Raw genomic sequence first — 23188 nt, forward strand, 5'->3', positions numbered from 1 at the left:
TACTTGTCTGTACTGACTCTTGCTTCACCATGGTCATGAATCAGTACAGGATCGAAATCGAATTCGATTATTCAAAACAAATAATTAGTTTGAAATTTTAGCGTTTTCAACTAGGAATTCAACTGTTTTTTGAGTGCGGATATCGTTCTCAAGAACTTGAGTTCCACCTAAAGCAGTTAAAATTTGGTCGTTTGACATTCCGAATTGAGCAGCCATTTTTTCAACTTCTGTATTGATATCTTCTTCAGATACTTCAATATTTTCAGCTTGACCAATTGCTTCTAAAACTAAAGATACACGTACACGGTTTACAGCTTCTTCAGCCATTTGAGTACGTAATGCTTCTTCGTTTTGACCTGAGAATTGGTAGTATAGATCTAAGTTCATACCTTGCATTTGTAAGCGTTGGCCGAATTCTTGAACCATACGGTCAACTTCAGTGTTGATCATACCTTGTGGAATTTCAACTTCTGCATTAGCAGCCGCTTTTTCAACTAACTCGTCGCGTAAAGAAGCTTCTACGTCTGCTTCTTTGTTAGCTAAAGTTGTTTCTTTTAATTTAGTGCGTAATGCTTCTACAGTTTCAACTTCTGGATCGATTTCTTTAGCGAACTCATCAGTTAAGTCAGGTAATACTTTTGTTTTAACTTCTTTAACTGTTACAACGAATTTCGCTTCTTTACCAGCTAATTCAGCAGCATGGTATTCTTCTGGGAAAGTAACTAATACATCTTTCGTTTCACCAGTTTTAGCACCTACTAATTGCTCTTCGAAACCTGGAATGAATGAACCAGAACCGATTTCTAATGAGTAGTCTTCACCTTTACCGCCTTCGAATGCTTCTTCACCAACAAAACCTTCGAAATCGATTACAGCTGTATCGCCTTCAACGATTGCTTCATCTTCTTTAATTTCCAATTCAGCTTTTTTAGCTAATTGAGCGTCGATTAAAGATTGAACTTCTTCGTCTGTTACTTCAGCAGATTGTTTTGTTACTTCTAAACCTTTGTATTCACCTAATTTAGGTTCTGGTTTCACAGTTACTGTTGCAGTGTATGTGAAGTCAGTACCTTTAGCGAAATTCTCAGTACCCGCGATTTCTGGGTAGTCAACTGGCTCAATACCAGCTTCGTCTAAAGCAACTGGGTATGAAGAATTGATAACGATTTCTAAAGCATCTTGGTAAAGAGCTTCTACACCGTACATTTTTTCAAATACGTTACGAGGCATTTTTCCTTTACGGAAACCTGGTACATTAATTTGTTTTACTACTTTTTTGAAAGCTTGGTCTAAAGCTTTATCAACTTCTGCAGCTTCTACAGTAACCGTTAATAAACCTTCGTTACCTTCTTGTTTTTCCCATTTTACTGACATATATATTACCTCCAAAGTTAACATTCGTTTGAATAAACAAACTCGTCATATATATTGTTTGACAACCATTTTAGTATAACATAGATGCTCAATGTTTCAACTTTTTTCACTACTCTTGCAAATCCGACATTTTTTCTATTTTTTGTAAAAAAGTTACTATTCCACCATTCTTTTCTCCATCTTCACCGAACATTGTTTTCACGAAATCGATATAGCCTGCAGCAACTTCTTCACTGGAATACCCGGACCATTCATACGGATAAAGGACGATTGCATGCTTATCGATTAAGTGCATCGCAAACTCTAATGTCGAAGGCTCCTGCGTCAATTGTTCCGCTATTATTTCCGTAATTTCAGTATATTGAGGCAGCTTCGTCGGCAACGGAAAATTCACCGGGTTTAATTCTATGGACTGATCAAATTTTGTAACAGTAACCGTCATATTGATTTCCTGTTCAACAAGCAGGATGAGCAGTAGACTTTTTATAAACGGTTGTATTGCATTGTTTTCAATGGTGGCTTTTAAATCAGTTGCATATGGACGTACATTCTTTTCCGTAAGCTCATGAATCAGCATCAATTGCTGTTGTGCGGACATATTTAAAAATTCTGTTGCCGTAAATTCCTCATGTTCGTCATCTTCAATAATTGGTGCTTGAAAATGGGATTCCTGATTTTCGGCAATATGGGCATTCAAGTTTTTTAAGCGTTCGAATTTTTCCACTTCATGATCAGGAATTAACTGCTCGTCAAACAATGATTCAATGATTTTTTCAACTTGTTTAAATTGGCGTAATTGCATGCAGATCGTTAAGTACAGTTCCATTACTTCAAAGTACATGTTAGGACCTATCGCAAGCAATTCCTCACATACTTGTTTCGCACGTTCGAAATTTTTTTCTTCATATAATGAGTACGCAAATATACTAAGTGACATTTCATCCCCTTCACCTAGCAACAAAGCTTGCTCAAATAACTCATTCGCTTCTTTGTATTGGTTATTTTCAGCCAAATATTTCGCTTCATTAAATAACCGGTCCGTCATGCCTGGAAATAAAATTACTTTTCCATGATCTTTATTCTTTTTATTTTCTTTCATCTAATCACTCCATCGGCGACAAAGTAATGCAGTTGCACTCTTCGTCAATTGCATTTATTTTAACGTTGTTTATTCATTCCAACAATAAGCACTCAAAAATTATAGTTATATACAATTTATTACTCGTATGCGTAATTTAATCCGAAGTCATAAACCCTTTTTCCTCAATGTTCCCGTTCTTACTTGGAAATAACCTATTTTAATGATAATAACAGCAGAATGAAGGTTATTTTTGTACATGAAAAAAGTCGTTCTGGTTGCATTGACCGACCAGTGCGGTATACTAAGCGCTATGAATATTTACGTAATAAATTAATTGAAAGAAGGATTTATAAATGAAATTTGGATTTATCGGCCTTGGAAACATGGCTGGCGCGATTATTCACGGCATGATTACAAGCGAACAATTTAATTCTGCTGATGTATACGGGATGAATCGGAGCCGCGAAAAAACCGATGACCTTGTACATAAATACGGTATTCAGGCAGCCGATACGATCGAACAGTTAATGGAACAAGTTGACGTTATTGTCATCGCTGTAAAACCTCAAATGTTTGAAGAAGTTTTGCCCGCAATTAAACAACACCTGACAAATAAACACATCGTCATTTCAATCGCTGCCGGAAAATCACTCGATTATTTACACGAGGAACTTGGAAGCGAAACGTCTATTTTCCGCGTTATGCCGAATATCAACGCAACAATTGGGGCATCGACAAGTTGTTATTCAACTCAGAAAGCTAGTGCCGGTCAAAAAGCAATCGTTGAGAAGCTTTTTGCTACAGTTGGAACAATTGTCGAGCTTCCTGAAAACCTATTCTCAATCTTTACAACAATCGGTTGTGCTTCTCCTGCCTTCACTTACCTTTATATCGACTCATTGGCACGTGCGGCAGTTCGTGAAGGAATGCCAAAAGATATGGCACTTCAAATTGCAGCAAGCTCTGTATTAGGCAGTGCGCAAATGGTATTACAGTCCGAATCTCACCCATGGGCATTGATCGATCAAGTATGTTCGCCAGGAGGAACGACAATTCAAGGTGTCACTTCCCTTCAAGTCAATCACTTCGAAAGTACAATTTACGAAGCCGTTGATGCCGTTACGAATCGTGATACATTTTTGCAAAAACAAACAATTAAATAGAAATACCTGTCCAGTGGATTTGACTTCTCACTGGGCATTTTCTTTTCTGGTCAAAAATAATAATAATTTATGTTTCTAATTTCTATCAATTCTTTAAAAAAAAATATGAGAACATAATTGCTAACTACCGTACTATTCTATATAATCAATCTTGTTTCAAAAATGAAACCAAAAAATTATAGATTTGGAGCGTGACAAGAAATTGGGTAAAGCATTGATTATTGGAGCTGGCGGAGTAGCTAGCGTTGTCGTACATAAATGTGTACAAAACTCAGAAGTATTCGAAGAGATTATGATCGCAAGTCGAACAAAATCAAAATGTGATGCTTTAAAAGAAAAATTAGATGGTGGAAAAACGATTATTCACACAGCACAAGTGGATGCGGATAACACCGAGGAACTAATTGACCTAATCAATGGATTTAATCCAGATGTGGTGATCAATGTAGCTTTACCATATCAAGACTTAACTATTATGGATGCATGTTTAGCAACGAAGACGCACTATGTAGATACAGCGAACTACGAGCCTTTGGATACTGCTAAATTCGAATATAAATGGCAATGGGCGTATAAAGAGCGTTTTGAAGAAGCAGGTATTACTGCGCTTCTAGGTTCAGGTTTTGACCCAGGTGTAACAGGCGTATTCACAGCGCATGCACAAAAGCATCATTTCGATGAAATTCATTACATCGATATCGTTGATGCAAACGGTGGAGACCACGGACTTCCATTCGCAACAAACTTCAACCCTGAAATCAACATTCGCGAAATTACTGCGAACGGACGTTTCTGGAAAGATGGCGAGTGGGTTGAAACGGAGCCTTTAGAATATAAAACAGTTTATAACTTACCGGAAATCGGTGAAAAAGATTGCTACCTTCTATACCATGAAGAATTAGAATCTTTAGCGAAAAACATTAAAGGTTTAAAACAAATTCGCTTCTGGATGACGTTTGGCGAAAAATACTTAACACATTTACGCGTTCTTGAAAATGTAGGTATGACTTCAATTGAGCCAATCGAATTCCAAGGACAAATGATTCAGCCAATCCAGTTTTTAAAAGCTGTTTTACCAGACCCAGCTACATTAGGTCCTCTTACAAAGGGTAAAACAAACATCGGCTGTATCGTTCGCGGTATTAAAGACGGTAAAGAAAAAACTTACTATGTATACAATGTATGTGATCACCAAGAATGCTACAGAGAAGTTGGCTCACAGGCGATTTCTTACACAACTGGTGTACCGGCAATGATCGGCGCTATGCTTGTAATGAATGGCGAATGGCAAAAACCAGGTGTATGGAATGTAGAAGACTTCAATCCAGACCCATTCATGGATGCATTAAATAAATGGGGGTTACCATGGCACGAAACAGAAAACCCTGAATTAATCGACTTGGAATTCACTTCTGCTGGAGAAAAAGCATAATGGAAGATATTAAAAATACTAAAAAACCTGTGATGGCGGCTGCTCTTGCAGAAGAAACAGGCATAGACTGGTCACAGGCACCATCACCAGCCTTCGTAGTGGACGAGCGATTACTTGAGCGCAATTTAAAACTGTTAAAATCCGTACAAGATCGTACGAATTGTGATATTTTACTTGCACTTAAAGGCTTTTCCATGTGGTCAACATTTCCGATGGCGCGCAATTATTTAGCGGGGATTACATCTTCCTCACTATTTGAAGCACGTCTTGGTTTTGAAGAATTCGGCAAGGAAGTACACGCTTACGCTCCTGCTTATGCAGAGCATGAAATCGATGAGTATTTAACTTATGTCGACCATATTGTATTTAACTCATTTGATCAGTTAAATAAATACAAAGATAAAGTGTTAAATCACGAGAAAAACATTTCAATTGGTTTACGTGTAAATCCTGGTTATTCAGAAGTGGAAACACCTTTGTATGACCCTTGCTATATTAACTCACGTTTAGGTATTCCGGTGGAGTCATTCCGTCCGGATGAAATTGACGGTGTTGAAGGCATTCACTTCCATGCAATGTGTGAGCAAGGTGCTGAAGTTCTGGAGCGTATTTTAGTACACTTTGAAGAGAAATATGGTGAATACTTGCATCAAATGAAGTGGATCAACTTCGGCGGAGGACACCATATTACAAAACCAGGTTATAATGTTGAGCTATTAGTCAGCTTAATCAACCGCATCCAAGAAACATATGGCGTAAAAGTTATTTTAGAGCCAGGCGAAGCAATTGCACTGAATACAGGATATTTAGTGGCGACAGTGCTTGATATCGTGCATAACGGTATGGAGCTTGCAATTGTCGACTCTTCAGCTACTTGTCATATGCCAGATACGCTTGAAATGCCTTATCGCGCGCATATTATCGGTTCGGGTCAGCCAAACGAAAAAACTTACACATATCGTTTAGGCGGCATGACTTGCTTAGCAGGTGACATTATCGGAGATTATTCTTTTGATGAGCCGCTTCAAGCAGGCGACAAACTTGTCTTTACGGACATGGCCCATTATACAATGGTAAAAACGCATATGTTCAATGGTGTAAATTTACCAAGTATTTGCACTTACAATGAACAAGATGGTGTAAAAGTAATTCGTACTTTCCAATACGAGGACTACCGTAACCGTCTATCTTAATTAACAATACAGGGTAACAAAAACATCCATTTCTCCATGAGGAAATGGGTGTTTTTTATTTTCAGAAGTTCCGTAAAACGAGCACGGCAACAACTTTTATGTTGTACCATGCTCGTTTTTTAAGTTCCACAATAGCTTACAAACGGTGGTTGTTCGTCTGTCGGTGGATCTGTATATTTTTTGTACTGCTCCGTTACATTAAACGGACTTGTCAGCACTTGCAGCATCTCAGCAAACATTGACGGGTCGCCTTCTGCAAATTGTTCAATTGCCTGTTCCACAAAGTGATTTCTTGGAATAACGGCCGGATTAACAGACTGCATCACTTGCATCGTTTCATCAATTGTCGTGTCTTGCTGTTCGATCCGTTCAAACCATGTTTTTTCCCACTGTTTAAATGCCTCTGACTGGAACAAGTCATTATTCGGTCGTTTACCTTTCGACAATGCACGGAAAGTATTTGTATAATCCACTTCGTGTTCTTCCATTAAATTCAGCAGATTATCAATCAGCTTCTCATCCTGTTCATCAATTGAAAGAAGACCTAATTTTTCCCGCATTTCGCTATAATAATAAGCTTCATAAATTGATGGGAATTTCCCAAGAATATTTTGTGCTAGTTGAATTGCTTCCTCTTCATTTTCATGAAGGAGCGGCAGCAAGCTCTCAGCAAAACGGGTTAAATTCCATGATGCGATCGGCGGTTGATTGCGGTAGGCATAACGCCCCTGACGGTCAATCGAACTGAATACAGTTGCCACATCATACGTATCCATAAACGCACATGGCCCATAATCGATTGTTTCACCGCTGATTGTCATATTATCGGTATTCATTACACCATGAATAAAGCCGACACTTTGCCATTTCGCTATAAGGGCAGCTTGTCTATCAAGCACCGCTTCGAGAAATGCAAGATAGCGGTTTTCTGCGTGCAAAAGCTCGGGATAATGGCGCCGGATTGCATAATCTGCCAAAGCTTTTAAGTCGTCCGCTTCGCCAAATGCAGCCGCATACTGGAACGTCCCGACCCGCAAGTGACTTGCGGCAACCCGAGTTAAAACAGCGCCTTCCAAAGCCGTTTCACGATAGATTATATTACCAGTTGCCGTAACGGCTAAGCTGCGTGTTGTCGGAATCGAAAGTGCATGCATTGCCTCACTGATGATAAACTCTCGCAACATTGGACCGAGTGCAGCACGTCCATCGCCACCACGAGAATATGGCGTAAGACCGGATCCTTTTAACTGAAGATCAAATCGTTCACCTTTTGGCGTGATATGCTCTCCGATTAATAACGCTCTTCCGTCGCCTAACATATTAAAATGTCCGAATTGATGTCCTGCATAGGCTTGTGCAATTTGTGCTGCACCATCCGGCATTTCATGTCCCGCCAAAATTGCGGCACCATGCTCTTTTAATTCCTGAGCCTCTAAACCAAGCTGCTCTGCTAATGTACGGTTAAAGATGACGATTGAAGGTGATGTCACTTCATTAGACGTTACATGGGAATAAAAAGTTTGCGGCAACTCCATGTAACTGTTATTAAAACGAAAACCAAAATTCTGCTTTTTATCTGTCATTGTTTTCGCCTCATTCCTTTCAAAGATGCATTTATTATAAACTTTTTTATATAAGTTAACCAAAATTACGCCCGGTTATGTTTATATAAATACTCTTTTCATATGTTAACCTACCAAAAATAAAAGTTGACACAAAACAAAACTCACTTTATATTTATGTTAACCAAAATAATATAGAAGTTAACAACAAGGGGAGTAATGTATGGAGACTGTTCACAAAACACAAAGCTTTAAAACAATCGATTTAATTTACAGTGCACTTTTTGCGACACTTATTATGGTAGGAGCAAATATTACATCATTTGTGCCTTTTCTAACGGTCGGTGGTGTGCCGATAACATTACAAGCATTTTTTGCAATATTAGCAGGTTTAGTGCTTGGAGCAAAAAAAGGAGCCATTGCATGTGCAGTTTATATGTTTATCGGGTTAGCAGGGGCACCGGTATTTTCTAAATTCTCGGGCGGATTTTCGGCGATTCTACTTCCAACTTTCGGCTTTATCGTAACGTTTATTATTAGTGCATATATTGCCGGTAAAATTGCCGAAAAGTTTCAAACGCGACTTGCCTATATTATTGGGGCACTTATTGCGATGGCAGTTAACTATATTATAGGAACAACATGGATGTATTTTGCCTATACATTATGGGCATCCGCACCTGAAGGTTTTACATTTAAAATTGCGTGGCTATGGATGATTCCTCCAATGCCAAAAGATATTATTCTTTCAATTTTTGCCGGGTTCTTTGCTTATCGTATTCAAAAGATCCTGAAAATCCTGCCTACAAAATAATATAGTAGGTGGCAGTAGAATTCCTCATCACATGTTCTCGGCGTCATCATTATACCGAGATTCATATATTTGGTATACTTTATTCAAAAGATGAAGGAGGAATTTCATATGGCAAATCATTATCAAAATATAGTTGTTGCAGTAGATGGTTCAGAAATAAGCGAACTCGCTTTTCAAAAATCGATTGATATAGCAAAAAGAAATATTGGCTCGACTTTACATATTATCCATGTAATCGATACGAGCTTCTCCGCATCTTTTGATATGCTTTATGATAATATGGTTGAACTGGTTCGGAAACATGGCGAAGTTTTATTGGACCGCTATGAATTGGAAGCAAAAGATGCAGGTATTCCTTCGATTAATAAAATTTTAACAAAAGGGACGCCTAAGACAATTTTAGCAAGAAGGCTTTCAGAGCATGCGCCAGCAGATATTATCATTTGTGGTGCAACCGGATCAAATGCGGCCGAGCAGATGTTCATGGGCTCCACTACTGAAGCAATTGTCCGACATGCAACATGTGATGTCTTAATTGTACGTACACCAGAAAAATAAAAAAAGGTTATGAGGTGCATAAAAATGTCCTCATAGCCTTTTTTAAATCATTAAAATTTCCCTGATATCTTGCTCGGTTAATGTTCCCCTCGACGATTCATCACCGTCCAATATATCCGAAATAAGCATTTTCTTTTTCTGTTGAAGCTCACTCATTTTTTCCTCAATCGTTCCGTTTGCAATAAGTTTAATAACTTGTACAACTTCCTTTTGCCCCATACGATGGGCACGGTCAGCTGCTTGTTCCTCTACTGCCGGATTCCACCATAAATCATATAAAATAACTGTATCTGCCCCTGTTAGATTCAGTCCGGTACCACCTGCTTTTAATGAAATTAAAAACATATCCCGCTCCCCATCATTAAAAGAGTTACAAAGTGCAATCCGCTCTTCCGAAGGTGTTTGTCCATCAAGATAAAAATATTGTTCCCCTCGCTTTGAAAGCTCTGTCGCAATCATTTTAAGCATTTGCGTAAACTGTGAAAATATTAATACCCGTCGGCCTGACGCCTTCGATTGTTCCAATAAGCGGAACAGCTGTTCAAACTTTGCAGAACCACCTTTATACCCTTCGACAAACAGTGCCGGGTGACAGCAGATTTGACGCAGTCTCGTAATTCCCGCCAAAATACGAATACGGTTTTTATGGAACGTTTCTTTGTCCAGATGCTTCATTGTATCAACACGCAACTTAGCCAAATAGGCTGTATATAACGCTTTTTGCTCCGGTAACAGTTCAGCTTTTTCAATCATTTCCTCTTTTTGAGGTAATTCACCTAATACATGTTCTTTCATTCGGCGAAGGAGAAACGGCCGTACTCTTCGTGCAATATCTTTTCGCTGCATATGGCGGAACTCTTCTAGCTCACGGAACAGCTGTGGAAAGATAACACGGTAAATCGACCATAATTCCGATAACGAGTTTTCAATTGGTGTCCCTGTTAAACCAAAGCGATTTGTCGCATTGATTCTTTTCACCGTTCTTGCTGTCTGTGTTACAGGATTTTTAAATGCCTGCGCTTCGTCAAAAAATACCGTATGGAAATGCTGACGTTCATAGAACGCGCTATCTTTACGTAATAACGGATAGGTTGTAATAATGACATCATGATCTTCTATTGTACGCAGTAAATGACGCCGCTCCGCTACTTCCCCATCAATGACAATAGCTTCGACTTCCGGTGCAAATTGCATGAACTCATAAAGCCAATTGTATGAAAGCGATGATGGACAAACAATTAGAACCGGCTGTTTGTTAGCACGGATTATCGACAATTCGGATACGATAAAAGCAATACTTTGAACTGTTTTCCCGAGCCCCATATCATCAGCAAGCACACCGCCGAAGCCATAATTCGAGAGCAATTTCAACCAGTTATAACCATGTTTCTGGTAATCCCGAAGAATCGGTTCCAAGCTTTCCGGAACTTCAAATTTCAATGATTCAGGATGTAATAACTGCCCTGTAAACTGTTTAAACGATTCTTCCGCTTCGAATATATCACTTTGATCAAACTGCTCCAAAAACGGTAGACTATCCATTATTGACATATTAAACGTTAATTCATACTCATCATCCTGAGCTGGAATTGCTCTAAGGAAGCGCTGAATTTCTTCGATTTCCCTCGTCTCCAGAGACAGCAATGCCCCATCTTGTAAACGATAATATTTTTGCTTCACTTTAATTGCCGCTAAAATTTCTTTAATCTGCTTATTCGAAACACCATCCATTTCAAATTTAAACTCAAGCCAATTTGTCCGTTCCTTTTGGACATTCACCCGGATTTTTGGAAAGTTATTTTCTTTGGCAATCCGTAGCTTAACAGAATTTGTTGCATAGATTTTTGCAAGTTTTGTGAGCTTTGGAAGCTGGTGATATAAAAACTCATATTCAAGTTCTTCATTTTGCATATAGTAGCCGCCATCCGTTTTTGTAAAGCCGCTTTTATCCATCAACGCTAAAACCGCTGCTTCCTTTTCGATATCGCGTATGATGAACAAGTCATCCGAAAGCTGATCATCCAATGGTTGAATAACAAATTGCCCGTACTGAAACTCCACACCTGCAAGGAAACGGTTTTTCAGACGGTCTAAATAAACATTTACAACTAATGGGTTTTCCATCTGTTTTACTGAAAGCTCACGAGCCATTTCCACAACACCTATTTTTTTCAGTTTAGGTATCACCTGTTCCCGGAAGTAATCCCAGTGTGAATGTTCAATTGTTAATACAGATTTTTGCTGAAGCATTTGCTTTAATTCGAAAAGCTGCTTCATGCTGTCATCACTCATTTGCGTCAATTCGCCGTCAAATAGCACTAACTGGTAACTAAGAAACAAGACAGCACGTTCAATTCCTTCTATATAAAGTAGATACTCTTCACCTTTTGTTTCAATGATAAAACGAAGTGCTGTAGGCTGTGTTTTAATCTTTATTTCGTCATAGCTTTCGTTTTGATAAAATAACGAAACATTTTTCGTATTCGAAATCAATGAAGAAAGTAAATACCAGGATGAAGGCGGAATGATCAGCAAATGCTGCTCCTGATTTTGTACAGGCATGTCATTATAAAATGCATCATCTTCCACAATTTTCATAAGGAAGTGTAATATGGCATCATGCTGTTCATCAAAACAAAACTGTTCAAAATTATAGGTTGTATTATGGGAAATCCGGTATGGCATTTTATTTTTTAATTGTGTTAAAAACTCCCGAATAGATAAAATCTGATCTCCATTAACTTGGAGTTTCATCCCAATAACCGGGTCTTGTTCTGTAAATTGAACAGGTGTTATTAAGAACTGTACATCCAATACTTCTCGCTTTTCAAAGTGACGCTGCTGCCTTGTCGTTTGTACTGTCTGTTGTTTAAAAATTGAAAGAAAGCTGTTTTCAGAAATAAATTTTTCATTGTACTCATCATTTGGCAGCGATTGAGCCTTATTCTTGTTGAGATTATAAATAGCGATAAGAACCGCCGCTACATGTTGACAGCTTTTACTGAAATCATCCAATGTCGGGCAACTGCACGATGATTTAAATTGACCTGTTCCCTCTTTTTCTATACGGACAACGAATTGTTCCGTGCTTTTTACAACCGCTTCTCCATACATATCCGTATATTTCAGGAAATTCACTTTCCCTGTTTGATAAAAAGTTTGCCCTTTTTTAAAAGAAACGGCTCCGCATAGATTTTTTATTTGTTTTTCCGATAGTTTTATATCCATGCCGATCCCCCTTTTTCTATTCACTCCATTTTCTCATGTCACTCATTGAATTACTAGTTCGAAGCGAAGCTGAAAAAAACCTTTAACTCTTCAATAATTACGATATGAGGTGAGAAAATGAAAATAATTAAGAGCAAAAAAAAATCATTTTTCTCTTAGAGAAAAATGATATTTTGAGGTATCCTTGCCCCTTTAAACTCAAGCAAAAGATGATTTGATTTTTTCCAGATGTCGAACTGTTGGCGTCAAGTTGGCAAAGAAGTATGCTTCACGCAGTTTACGGGATGGTACACTTCCTGCAACATAACCGGCAGCTCCATTGTGAATCATATTCGCCTGTACCGCACCTAATGTATCGTGCACTGCTTGCAGACGTGTGTTGACAATTTCCTTCAATGTCAAATTGCTTGCCAAGTTGTTCAACTCTGCATTAATTCTTTCATAGTGATCGCGCAGTTCGGTTGCCTGTACTTTTAAGTATTCATTACAGCCGTTTTGTTTCGCTTTTACCTTTTCAATACCTTCCACTGCTGCGGCGATTACACCTGCACCAAGTGGAACTTGATAATAAATAAACGTTGGGCGAATAATATCGCAAAATGCTTTTGCATCCTCGGAAATGACAAGGTCTTTCGAAATTACGACATGATCAAATTTACATGAATATGTCGCGCTGCCATTCACTCCAAGGAAACCAAGTCGCTCATTCATTTCAAGACCTTCGATATCAGTTGGTACAAGCACCAAAACTTCACGACTATCGACTGTCGCAACTGCACCAAAGTAATGACGGTTCCCCAAGTTTGATACAGCAGGCAATGTTCCATTAATGACATAGCCTTCTTCTGTCATTTCTGCCTTCAGATGAAGTTTTTCTAATCCGGAATAGTATTTCATCGCATTTGATAAACCTGTTGCACCAAGTTTTACGCCGCTTTCCAGCTCAGGTAATATTGTTTGCTTTAAATACGTGTTATTACTATTACGCAAATAAGTTAATGCGGCTAAATGGCACCAAACACAAAACGCTGTTGTCATACAAACCTTTGCTGTTTCACGAACAACCGCTGCCTCATCTTGTAATAGCGTCGATTGGTCCTTATTTGCCGATTGGAAGAATCCAGCCTCACTTAGCGCTAAAATATAATCTTCTGCATAATGTGCCTGCTCATCGACCTTCTTCACTACGGGCTTCAGTTTTTCATCGATGATTCGTTCTAACAATTCTTTGTTCAATGCCATTGTCCCCGCATCCTTTCCTTTTAGTCTGCCAATTCCGTTAACGATGTGATCGGTGTTTGTACTGCTTCACGTGCACGTTTTACAGCTGCTTCATCTGGAGCATCATAGAAACATAAACATTTTGTCATATCTTCACATACATACGTACGAGAGAATTTTACATCTGGAACTTCTTCGTATTTTACCGAATTTTTCTTTTTACGCTCCAAATATTTTTCCATTGTGATTTCTGCAGGAATTTCCCATTCTACTAGGTAGTTTACTTGCTCGCCGCCTGCTTTGACTTCATCAAGTTCTTTACCGATCAAACGTACTTCTTTTACTAAATCAATTGCAACCCCTTGTGCTTGTAATGCTGTTTTTGCAGCTTCCTCATCAGATGCTTCAATAATGAAATAGCCACGTGAAAAATCTTTCGCCACTTGAACTTCGATAACTCCAACACCTTCTGTAGCATGCACTTTTTCGACTAATGCCGAAAATGCTTCCTTCGAAGAAACCTCGTTAATTGTTGATTCTACTAAATATAAACTCATTGTATTTTCCTCCTAATAGTAAATGTTAGATTGTTATATATTCAAATAGGCGTTCTGTTAGAGCGCACTATGAATACCCACTTCAAATGTCTTTAACAGGTTAAAAAAATTAACTCGCATTGCATAAAATTAATGTTTATACTTGTATCAAGGAGGCGAAAACATGAAAACACGTTATGACTTACCTTGTAACATTGCACAAACATTAAATATTCTTGGTGATCGTTGGACGCTTCTCATCATTCATGAACTGCTGGTCGGTGAAACTAACTTCAATGATATTAAGCTGAAGCTTCCAGGTTTGTCAGCAAATATTCTGTCAAACCGGTTAAAAGAATTGGAAGAAGCACAGATCGTACAAAGTGAGCTATATTCCGTCCATCCCCCACGCTACCGTTATACATTAACGGAAAAAGGTACCGCCCTTGAGCATGTTTTCAATGCGATGATTATATGGGGTGCTGATCATCTGGAAACCTGCTATAAAGAAATCGTCGGTCCTGATGAACAGCGTGTAGAAGTCGGATATTATTCTACTGAAACAGGCGAACGCGTCGACACGATTCATATACGGCCGTTAAAAACTGTCTAAAATCTTTAGGCAGTTTTATTTTGCGCCACCCCAAATGCGGTTTACCCAACTTTCGAAATAATGAATGCCTTTATCCAGTAAAAGGCCAAGTACCCCGATTACAACAATACTCGCCATGACTAAATCCAGACTTAAAGAATTTCGTGCATCGACAATTAAAAATCCTAAACCTGATTGCGCACCTACCATTTCCCCGGCTACGAGGAAAATCCATGCAGAACCCAGCGCCATATGCAGCCCATTGGCGATCATCGGAAATGAAGCCGGCAATATAATTTTTCTCATTGTCTCAAAAGGGCTCATTTCAAAATTTGATGCAATGCGTAAATACGTTTTGTCGACTTTTTTTACCGCTGATACCGTGGATAATAAGACCGGGAAAAATGCAGCGATAAAAATAATAACGATCGCCGGCATATTGCCGATGCCGAACCATAAAACGATAAACGGTGACCAAGCAATCGGCGAAACAGGTCGCAATACTTGAACTACTGGATCGAGCACTTTCCAGACAGCCGGCAATCTTCCTAAAATCAAACCTAACGAAATGGCTGCAACGACAGCAATTAGATAACCTGAAAAAAATCGTAATAAACTAATTTGTATATGTGCAAACAGCGAACCATCGAAAATGATCGCAAGTAATGCTTCCCCCACTTTTAAAGGCGGAGGGAAGAGTGCCGACTGATGCCCACCTATCATAATTGCAGTTTGCCAAACGACAAGTAATAATAGAAAGCCAAGTGCAATCGGGGACAATTTCTTCACTATCGCCATAATATCCCTCCGTCCTCTACTAATTTACAAAGCTAGCATCAACAAAATCTTCATAGGAAGGCGGATTTTCGGATAACCCCATTTCCAGTAATGCATCACGTAGAATCGCATAGCTGTCTTGTTCAATGCTTAAATTGTCGTAGGAAATCCAATCTAATGAAATATCCAGTACATTTTCTTCAACTGTTAAATATTGACCAACGACTTCATGCATATGGTCGTCTTTCCCTTGTGCAAGCTCTCCGCCCGCTATATAGTCATCGACAAACTTCCCTGCCAATTCTTTATTGTCTTTAATAAACTGACCGCGCAATACTAAACCGCAATCAATTGAATCTTTCCAAATTTCTTCTGACTGATAAAGCACTTTCCCGTTTTCCAATGCAACGGAAATCGCACCAAACGGCTCAGCTACCACATAACCAGCAATACGCCCTTCCGCTAAAGCTGCAGGCATTTCCGCTGGCGGTAATTCGACAACATCTACTTCATCGTAAGCAATGCCATGTTTTTTCAGCATTTCATACAGCAAAATATTATGTGTTGAAAATCTGCTTGGAATCGCAAAAGATTTCCCTTTCAGTTCTTCCACGGAATTTATATCTTTCCCACCGATTAATACATTGCCATCACGGTGACCAAGTGCCACTGCTTTAAGATCAATGCCTTTTTCCTTTGCATTCATCGCTAGCTGGATCAATACAGATGCCCCATCAATTGCACCAGTATTCAATGCATCCATCAGCTCAGGCCAAGACCCGAATTTCACAAGCTCTAAATTGTAATCTTCATACTTTTCATCATTCTGCATATATAACGGAACTGCGTGCGTAATCGGTAAATAACCGATTTTAATCGTTGGCTTTTCCCCGTCACCTACAGAACTGCCTGTTTCGTTCGTCCCACATGCCGTCAACAATGCCACGAACAGCATTGTCATGATTAACACTACCTTTTTCATTTACTATCCTCCTAAATATTAAATTCGATTGCTGCTTTACCATGAGTAAATTGGAATTCATTGAATATGATTTCGCGGTAATGCTGAAAATCCGCATCAGCACGATTGCGTTCCTTTGGCAACTTCAGCACAACTTCTTTATGGATTTCACCAGGATTTGGCTTCATGATGAGAATGCGATCTGCTAAATAAATCGCTTCATCGATATCATGGGTTACTAATACAATCGTCATTTTCTCGCGTTGCTGGATTTGTTTCAATTCATCCTGTAAATAATAGCGTGTAAATGTATCAAGCGCTCCAAACGGTTCATCCATTAAAATAACTTCCGGTTGAATCGCAAGTGCGCGGGCTATTGCGACGCGTTGCTGCATACCACCCGACAGCTCGCTAGGCAATGCATTTGCACGGTCTTCCAATCCGACCATCTGTAAATAATGGGCCGCTCTTTTTGTAATTTCAGCAGTCGATAAATCCGAATTCTCAATCCCGAGCTCCACATTTTTCCGAACAGAGCGCCATGGCAGCAGTCCGTAATTTTGCATAAGCATAATACAGCGTTTACTAGGTTTTTTAACGGCAGTCCCATCAAGCAGGATCTGTCCTTGATTAATTGTTTCAAATCCACCGATACAATTTAGCAATGTACTTTTACCGCAACCGCTTTTTCCCAGAATGGCAATCACTTCGCCATGTTTTATATTAAAGGAAACATCTTTTAATACTGTCGGACCTTTTTCTCCATACGACTTTGAAACCTCATTAATTTCAATCTTAGCTGTCGACAATTATTTTTCACCCCAATACCGATTATTCAACTTGGTTTTATATTATATGAGTTATATTATTATACTTACTTAAATAAAACAACCTTATTTTTAATTAATTTTTATTTTCTAAAAAATAATCGGATATTTTTTGAATATAATGTAAAATAGAGCGATCTACTCTTTGTAGATTTCGCATGTTTTTTCGGAAAGTGAGGTAATATGAATGAAAAAAGTAACATTAGTTCCACAAGCACTTAGCTATGCTAAAGAAATCCATCGATTATCACAGGCGCCAGAAGTAAAGAATGCACTCGGACTCCCTACACAATCTTTAGAGGATACGGAAAACTTTATTATTAATACATTAATGGAGGAATCTGAAGGGAAAACCATTTCCCGTATAATATTGAATGAAAAGGACCAGTTAATCGGGATTACGACACTGATGTTTATCGATCAGTCGAATAAGCAATGCCATATCGGAAGCTGGATCGGAGTGGATTATTGGGGACAAGGCTATAATCTGGCCTCTAAAATAGAACTATTGAAAATAGCATTTGAATACTTGCACCTTGAGGTAGTATTCGCCGGTGCACGCACAGTCAATTTGCGTTCTCAAAAGGCACAGGAAAAACTCCCGTTTATATCCTTAAATATCGAACAGCAATTTCCTGAAGAACATTTACTGTTGGAAAAAAGACAAAAGCAGCCGTGTATTTTAAATGCTGTTTTCAGGGACGACTTTCTCAACTATTTATATCCAACACAAAAAGAGCGAAAAATTTAGAGATTACTCTAATTTTCCGCTCTTTTTTATTTGTTTTAGTTAGCAGTTGCTTGTTTTGTGAAACGAGGGTGTGCCCAAAGTTCACGCCATTTTATGAATGATGTAATTACAATGATCAATCCTAATGTCAGCATAATAATCGACAAAATACCGTTTAAAATATTGTAACCACCGGCCATTTCGTTCCAGTAAACATTTTTTACCATCCAGAATCCTGCTACATTTACCGTAATATATAAATACACTAACGGAATAAAGCAAGTTAAAGCATAAATTCGTTTATCTGCTACTTTCAATACGAATGTTACACCACATACTAGACCAATGGAGGCCATCAACTGGTTGGATACACCGAATAACGCCCAGACAGAAGCAATATCCCCTGAATTTAATAAGTACCCCCACATGATACAGGCTAATGCACTTGCCCCAATTGCCCCTGGGAGCCAATCCGTCTTTTTCAGCGGCTTATACACATTTCCTAAAAAGTCTTGAATTAAGTAACGCGCTGTACGTGTACCTGCGTCAATTGCAGTTAAAATAAATACAGCTTCAAACATAATAACAAATTGATAGAAGTAAGCAGTTAGATGGCTAAACCATTCTACCCCGGCAAATATGGATGCCATGCCGACTGCAAGTGTTACGGCACCACCAGTACGTCCCTCTAAATCCATACCAATCGCTTCTGAAAGCACCGGTAAATCAACTACCGTCATTCCTAATTTTGCGAATGCTTCAGGTGATGAGTTAATCGCAAAGTAATCTGCCGGATGTAATACAGTTGCAGCGATCAGTGCCATTACCCCAACGACACATTCTACGAGCATTGCACCAAAACCAACTACGCGAATATCATCCCAACGATTTAACATTTTCGGTGTAGTACCTGATCCTACAAATGCATGGAAACCAGAAATAGCTCCACAAGCGATTGTAATCGAAACGAATGGCCATACAGGACCTGCAACAATTGGTCCGCCTCCCAGGAAGTCAGGAATAATGGCAGGGAATTGAATTGCAGGGTTGATTATAAACACACCAATGATTAAAGCAATAAACACCCCTATTTTCATGAAACTGCTTAAATAATCGCGTGGTGCAAGTAAGAACCAGACTGGTAAAGCAGCCGCAAAGAACGCATAAATCGGCAATAGAATCGATAATGTTTCACGATCTAATGTTAGTACATCACCTAACCAAGTACCTTGAATAGACGGTCCGTAGAAAACGGCCCCAATGAGGAGGATGACCCCAAGTATTGTTGAAATCTTTAAGTTCCCTGTGAATTTATTGATCAGACCCATGAGCATTGCAATCGGTATTGTTGCAGCAACTGCAAATGTTCCCCAAGGGTTTTCTGCTAAAGCTCCTAAAATAACCATTGATAAACCAGCCATTGTAATTGTAATAATGAATAGCATCGCTAATCCTGTACAAAAACCAGCAACAGGCCCCAGCTCTTCACGCATAACTTCCGATAATGACTTCCCGCCTTTTGTCATCGAAGCAAATAATACAACGGCATCGTGTACAGCTCCCCCAATAACAGCACCAATTAATAACCAAAGGTAACCCGGTAAATAACCGAATTGCGCAGCTAAAATTGGTCCAACTAACGGTCCAGCAGCTGCAATTGCTGCAAAGTGATGCCCGAAAGCTACCCAACGATTTGTTGGCACGTAATCTTGTCCGTCATTTTTTTCGTTTGCAGGTGTTGGCGTATCTTCATTAATTTTCAATACTTTTTTTGTAAAGAAAATTCCGTAAAAACGGTAGGCAATTACTAAAATACATATTGCCCCAATTACTAGTGTAATCGCATTCATTTCACTTTCCCCCTATGTATCTCTCTTTTGTTGTAATACAACAATAACAAAATCAAGAACTGTTGTATCACATTTTTAAAACTAACTGAAAATTATGCATAATAGCTATTTTATCATACTAGCCGAAATTGTGGAAATTATCGAAATAATAAAATAAATTCCCCTTACAATGCTTCACATATCTATGTTATATGAAGGTTCTCTTCTAAATTATGAATTACATTTTTTGTTTCTAATAATTTTAGAGCATTTTTTTGTAATATAAATGAAATATAATTAATGTTTAATATAAAGTGAGATGGGAATTTAACTAGTAAGCTTAGCAATAAGCTAATAAATTTTCACTAGGAGGATGTAAGAAATGGCTAACAACAACAAACGTAATCAGAATCAGAATGACGGATCAATGACGGTTCAAGAAGCGGGTCGTAAAGGCGGAGAAGCTACATCTAATAACCATGGTAGAGAATTTTATGAAGAAATCGGCCGTAAAGGTGGAGAAGCGAGCAGCGGAAACAACCAAAACGGTAATAACAACAATAACAGCAATAACAACAACAGTGGTGGCAAAATGAGCCGTGAAGAAGCTGGCCGCAAAGGCGGAGAAGCAAGCCGTAGAAACAATAACAGTAACAACAAAAATAACTCATAATTATTTAATTAACCTTGAAGATAGGTTAATTCTAGATGTAGATGTTGATAATTTACATTAATAAAGGATGTTTGCCGTTTAGAAGAATGGCAAACATTCTTTTTGTATGCATTTACTCGCCTATCCAAAATTTCCTTCCAACAGAATACATAACCAAACAAATTACTTGAAAATAGTATATAGGAATTATATATTATTTTATGCTTGCTTTAATTAAAGCGAGCGTTTTATTGTGTTTTCTTATTTATTTTATATATTTAGAAAAGGAAATGAGCGCATACATGCAACAATCTACAAACGAATTTTTATATGAATTAATTTATTCCACTATAAAAGCTACCGGCCTCAACACAATGTTGGAAGAGGATCATACCGGGGTAAATATGAGCTATAACTTTATAACAAATGTTGTTAGTTTTGATGCAAACCGTTTAGTGGAAGCAGCTGGAGAACTATCAAACATTCGATTTAATCAATATGTAAAAACCATTACACTTCATGAACTAGGTCATGCGATTGACCGCCCTGCACTAGATGCTTCTTTAACTAGAACCCTCGATTATTTTGATATGCGAGATCAACACTCTACTAAAGAAATTTTTAATAATCCCGAATTATTAGGTATGATTATTGAAGAACATCAAATGAACATTGCTTTTGAAGAAACAGCATGGGCTAATGCTGACATCCTGAATCAAAAATTACAACTCATCGATCAAAATACATTCGAAATGATAAAAAAACATAGTCTTTCCACATATATTAGAAATTATGAAGAAGATTTGGCAGCTTACAAACAGCTACTGGAACAAACAGAGCTTCAGCCTGCTTAATTTTAGTGAGCCCAAACAAAAAATGAATAAATTGCATGTAATAAAACAACGATCTTGAAAGCGAATATTTCCTTTCAAGATCGTTTTTCTGTAACTATTTAATTTTATATTTCAATAATTATCGGCAAAATCATTGGCTTTTTCATTTTTAATGTAAAGATATATTGATCTACCGCGTGTTTAATCGCTTTTTTCATAGCAAAAGGATTGGCTTCATTAAAGTTTTCTACAGCTGCTTGAGCAATTTCGTTTATATCATTTATTAATCCTTCTGATTCCCTTGCATAGACGAATCCGCGTGAAATACTGTCCGGACCTGAAATAATGGAACCATCGAATTTACTGATCGTGACAACAATAACAAGCATCCCATCTTCGGATAGCTGCTTTCGATCCCGCAGTACAATTTCACCGACTTCATCACTTCCAGTACCATCCACATACGTATCACCCGCCGGAATTGCACGTGTTTGCCGTGCTTCTCCGCCTTTAATATCAACTATTTCACCATTTTTTAAGATAAATGTATGCCCTTTTTCAACTCCAACCGCTTCCGCCAATGAACGATGAATATGAAGCATACGGTATTCTCCATGAATCGGAATAAAATATTTTGGCTTCATGAGTGTTAGCATCATTTTTAAATCTTCTTGATAGCCATGTCCAGAGACGTGCATACCGGTAATGCTTGAATTTCCGTAAACTACATTTGCGCCAAGCTGAAATAGATTATCGACTATTTTTGAAACATCTTTTTCATTTCCCGGTATAGGAGAAGCTGCGAAAATAACCGTATCGCCTTGAACAACTTTGACATCTCGATTACGCCCAGTTGAGAGTCGGGAGAGCGCAGCTAATGGTTCCCCTTGGCTTCCTGTACATAATATTACTGCCCGTTCCGGCGGTAACTCTTTTAACTCTCGCGGTTCGATAAGCATCCAGCCTGGAATATCCAAGTAGCCTAGTCTCATCGCTACAGACGTAACATTGACCATGCTGCGACCTAATAATACAATTTTTCGATTCGTCTTTTTTGCTGCTTCGACAATTTGATGAATACGATTCACATTGGATGCAAATGTAGAAATGAAGATTTTCCCGGTCGCCCTTTGAAACGCCTCATCCAAATGACGTCCAATTACTTGCTCGGATGGTGTAAATCCCGGACGTTCAGCGTTTGTACTTTCGGAAATAAGCGCAAGCACCCCTTCTGAACCGAGTGCTGCCATTTTGTGAATATCCGACGTTTGATCATTAACAGGTGTAAAATCAAATTTAAAGTCACCTGTATGAATGACCTTCCCTTCAGGTGTATGAAAAACAATCCCTAAACAGTCAGGGATACTGTGACTCGTCTTAAAGAATGTGAGTGATAATTGGTCGAAACTAATTTGCGATTCTGCATTAATCTCATTTAATTGTGAATCACGGAGCAATTTATGCTCCTTTAATTTCAATTCAATTAACCCGAGTGTAAATCTGGTAGCGTATATTGGTATATTAATTTTTCTCAGCAAATACGGGATTCCGCCAATATGGTCTTCATGTCCATGTGTTACAACTAAAGCTTTGATTTTATGTTTATTTTCCTCCAAGTAACTTAAATCCGGGATAATCAAATCAACACCTAATAAACTTTGATCCGCAAATTTCCCGCCACAGTCAACAATAACTAATTCTTGTCCATATTCAATTACATACATATTTTTTCCGATTTCATTAATACCGCCGAGTGCGAAGATAGATAGTGTGTTTTCAGTATTTAGCAACTTCGAGTCCTCCTATAGGATGGATATTTTTATGT

General features: G+C 38.4%; 20 protein-coding genes. 9 read left to right on the forward strand and 11 right to left on the reverse strand.

Annotated features, from left to right (window positions below; genetic code table 11):
• Positions 1 to 84 precede the first annotated feature (84 nt).
• Positions 85 to 1374 (reverse strand): trigger factor, encoded by a 1290-nt coding sequence (gene tig, locus AC0VXV_RS13210; RefSeq protein WP_475528637.1) that lies wholly within the window; start codon positions 1372 to 1374, stop codon positions 85 to 87.
• Between the two features lie 109 nt (positions 1375 to 1483).
• Complete coding sequence (locus AC0VXV_RS13215) at positions 1484 to 2473, reverse strand: DUF3196 family protein (RefSeq protein WP_475528638.1); 990 nt, start codon at positions 2471 to 2473, stop codon at positions 1484 to 1486.
• A gap of 335 nt (positions 2474 to 2808) precedes the next feature.
• Between AC0VXV_RS13215 and proC the strand changes: the two genes are divergently transcribed.
• The 3 genes from proC to nspC all read left to right on the forward strand — a co-directional run bounded on the left by proC (position 2809) and on the right by nspC (position 6243).
• Complete coding sequence (gene proC / locus AC0VXV_RS13220; RefSeq protein WP_475528640.1) at positions 2809 to 3618, forward strand: pyrroline-5-carboxylate reductase; 810 nt, start codon at positions 2809 to 2811, stop codon at positions 3616 to 3618.
• A gap of 202 nt (positions 3619 to 3820) precedes the next feature.
• A complete protein-coding gene (locus tag AC0VXV_RS13225; protein ID WP_475528642.1) occupies positions 3821 to 5050 on the forward strand; it encodes a saccharopine dehydrogenase family protein in 1230 nt (409 codons plus the stop codon).
• A gap of 32 nt (positions 5051 to 5082) precedes the next feature.
• On the forward strand, positions 5083 to 6243 hold the full coding sequence (nspC, locus tag AC0VXV_RS13230) for a carboxynorspermidine decarboxylase (RefSeq protein WP_475531468.1): 1161 nt from the start codon (positions 5083 to 5085) through the stop codon (positions 6241 to 6243).
• 119 nt (positions 6244 to 6362) lie between these two features.
• On the opposite strand, the gene AC0VXV_RS13235 is transcribed toward nspC, so the two are convergent.
• Positions 6363 to 7826 (reverse strand): protein adenylyltransferase SelO, encoded by a 1464-nt coding sequence (locus AC0VXV_RS13235; protein WP_475528643.1) that lies wholly within the window; start codon positions 7824 to 7826, stop codon positions 6363 to 6365.
• Between the two features lie 202 nt (positions 7827 to 8028).
• Between AC0VXV_RS13235 and AC0VXV_RS13240 the strand changes: the two genes are divergently transcribed.
• Together AC0VXV_RS13240 and AC0VXV_RS13245 are read left to right on the forward strand one after the other, a co-directional pair.
• Positions 8029 to 8619 (forward strand): biotin transporter BioY, encoded by a 591-nt coding sequence (locus tag AC0VXV_RS13240; protein ID WP_475528645.1) that lies wholly within the window; start codon positions 8029 to 8031, stop codon positions 8617 to 8619.
• Between the two features lie 108 nt (positions 8620 to 8727).
• The gene (locus AC0VXV_RS13245) at positions 8728 to 9177 is read left to right on the forward strand and encodes a universal stress protein (protein WP_079528113.1); all 450 of its coding nucleotides are present in this window, start codon (positions 8728 to 8730) and stop codon (positions 9175 to 9177) included.
• Positions 9178 to 9219: 42 nt separating this feature from the next.
• Here the strand turns inward: AC0VXV_RS13245 and AC0VXV_RS13250 are convergent, their stop codons facing one another.
• From AC0VXV_RS13250 to AC0VXV_RS13260, 3 genes are all read right to left on the reverse strand, one after another.
• Complete coding sequence (locus AC0VXV_RS13250; protein WP_475528647.1) at positions 9220 to 12405, reverse strand: DEAD/DEAH box helicase; 3186 nt, start codon at positions 12403 to 12405, stop codon at positions 9220 to 9222.
• A gap of 198 nt (positions 12406 to 12603) precedes the next feature.
• A complete protein-coding gene (locus AC0VXV_RS13255; RefSeq protein ID WP_475528648.1) occupies positions 12604 to 13647 on the reverse strand; it encodes an acyl-CoA dehydrogenase family protein in 1044 nt (347 codons plus the stop codon).
• Positions 13648 to 13667: 20 nt separating this feature from the next.
• Positions 13668 to 14183, reverse strand: coding sequence for a DUF4242 domain-containing protein (locus AC0VXV_RS13260; protein ID WP_079528121.1), 516 nt, complete (start codon positions 14181 to 14183; stop codon positions 13668 to 13670).
• Positions 14184 to 14346: 163 nt separating this feature from the next.
• Between AC0VXV_RS13260 and AC0VXV_RS13265 the strand changes: the two genes are divergently transcribed.
• Positions 14347 to 14775: a winged helix-turn-helix transcriptional regulator gene (locus AC0VXV_RS13265; RefSeq protein WP_475528649.1), complete on the forward strand. Its 429-nt coding sequence runs from the start codon at positions 14347 to 14349 to the stop codon at positions 14773 to 14775.
• A gap of 15 nt (positions 14776 to 14790) precedes the next feature.
• Here the strand turns inward: AC0VXV_RS13265 and AC0VXV_RS13270 are convergent, their stop codons facing one another.
• Genes AC0VXV_RS13270 through AC0VXV_RS13280 form a run of 3 tightly spaced genes read right to left on the reverse strand, consistent with a single transcriptional unit; the run spans position 14791 to position 17301 of the window.
• Positions 14791 to 15552 (reverse strand): ABC transporter permease, encoded by a 762-nt coding sequence (locus AC0VXV_RS13270; RefSeq protein ID WP_475528650.1) that lies wholly within the window; start codon positions 15550 to 15552, stop codon positions 14791 to 14793.
• A 19-nt stretch (positions 15553 to 15571) separates the two neighbouring features.
• Positions 15572 to 16513, reverse strand: a complete 942-nt coding sequence (locus tag AC0VXV_RS13275) for an ABC transporter substrate-binding protein (RefSeq protein WP_475528651.1) — start codon at positions 16511 to 16513, stop codon at positions 15572 to 15574.
• Positions 16514 to 16524: 11 nt separating this feature from the next.
• Positions 16525 to 17301, reverse strand: a complete 777-nt coding sequence (locus AC0VXV_RS13280) for an ABC transporter ATP-binding protein (protein WP_475528653.1) — start codon at positions 17299 to 17301, stop codon at positions 16525 to 16527.
• Positions 17302 to 17506: 205 nt separating this feature from the next.
• Between AC0VXV_RS13280 and AC0VXV_RS13285 the strand changes: the two genes are divergently transcribed.
• Complete coding sequence (locus AC0VXV_RS13285) at positions 17507 to 18070, forward strand: GNAT family N-acetyltransferase (RefSeq protein ID WP_475528654.1); 564 nt, start codon at positions 17507 to 17509, stop codon at positions 18068 to 18070.
• Positions 18071 to 18105: 35 nt separating this feature from the next.
• Here AC0VXV_RS13285 and AC0VXV_RS13290 read toward each other — a convergent pair whose 3' ends face one another.
• Positions 18106 to 19899, reverse strand: a complete 1794-nt coding sequence (locus AC0VXV_RS13290) for a carbon starvation CstA family protein (protein ID WP_475528655.1) — start codon at positions 19897 to 19899, stop codon at positions 18106 to 18108.
• A 361-nt stretch (positions 19900 to 20260) separates the two neighbouring features.
• Between AC0VXV_RS13290 and AC0VXV_RS13295 the strand changes: the two genes are divergently transcribed.
• Entirely contained in the window at positions 20261 to 20551 is a 291-nt protein-coding gene (locus tag AC0VXV_RS13295) for a KGG domain-containing protein (protein WP_475528656.1), read from the forward strand.
• Between the two features lie 281 nt (positions 20552 to 20832).
• Positions 20833 to 21384: an integrase gene (locus AC0VXV_RS13300; RefSeq protein WP_475528658.1), complete on the forward strand. Its 552-nt coding sequence runs from the start codon at positions 20833 to 20835 to the stop codon at positions 21382 to 21384.
• Positions 21385 to 21488: 104 nt separating this feature from the next.
• Here AC0VXV_RS13300 and AC0VXV_RS13305 read toward each other — a convergent pair whose 3' ends face one another.
• Positions 21489 to 23153, reverse strand: coding sequence for a ribonuclease J (locus AC0VXV_RS13305; protein ID WP_475528659.1), 1665 nt, complete (start codon positions 23151 to 23153; stop codon positions 21489 to 21491).
• Between the last annotated feature and the right edge of the window lie 35 nt (positions 23154 to 23188).

The sequence above is a fragment of the Solibacillus sp. iso_87 genome (assembly GCF_056173085.1).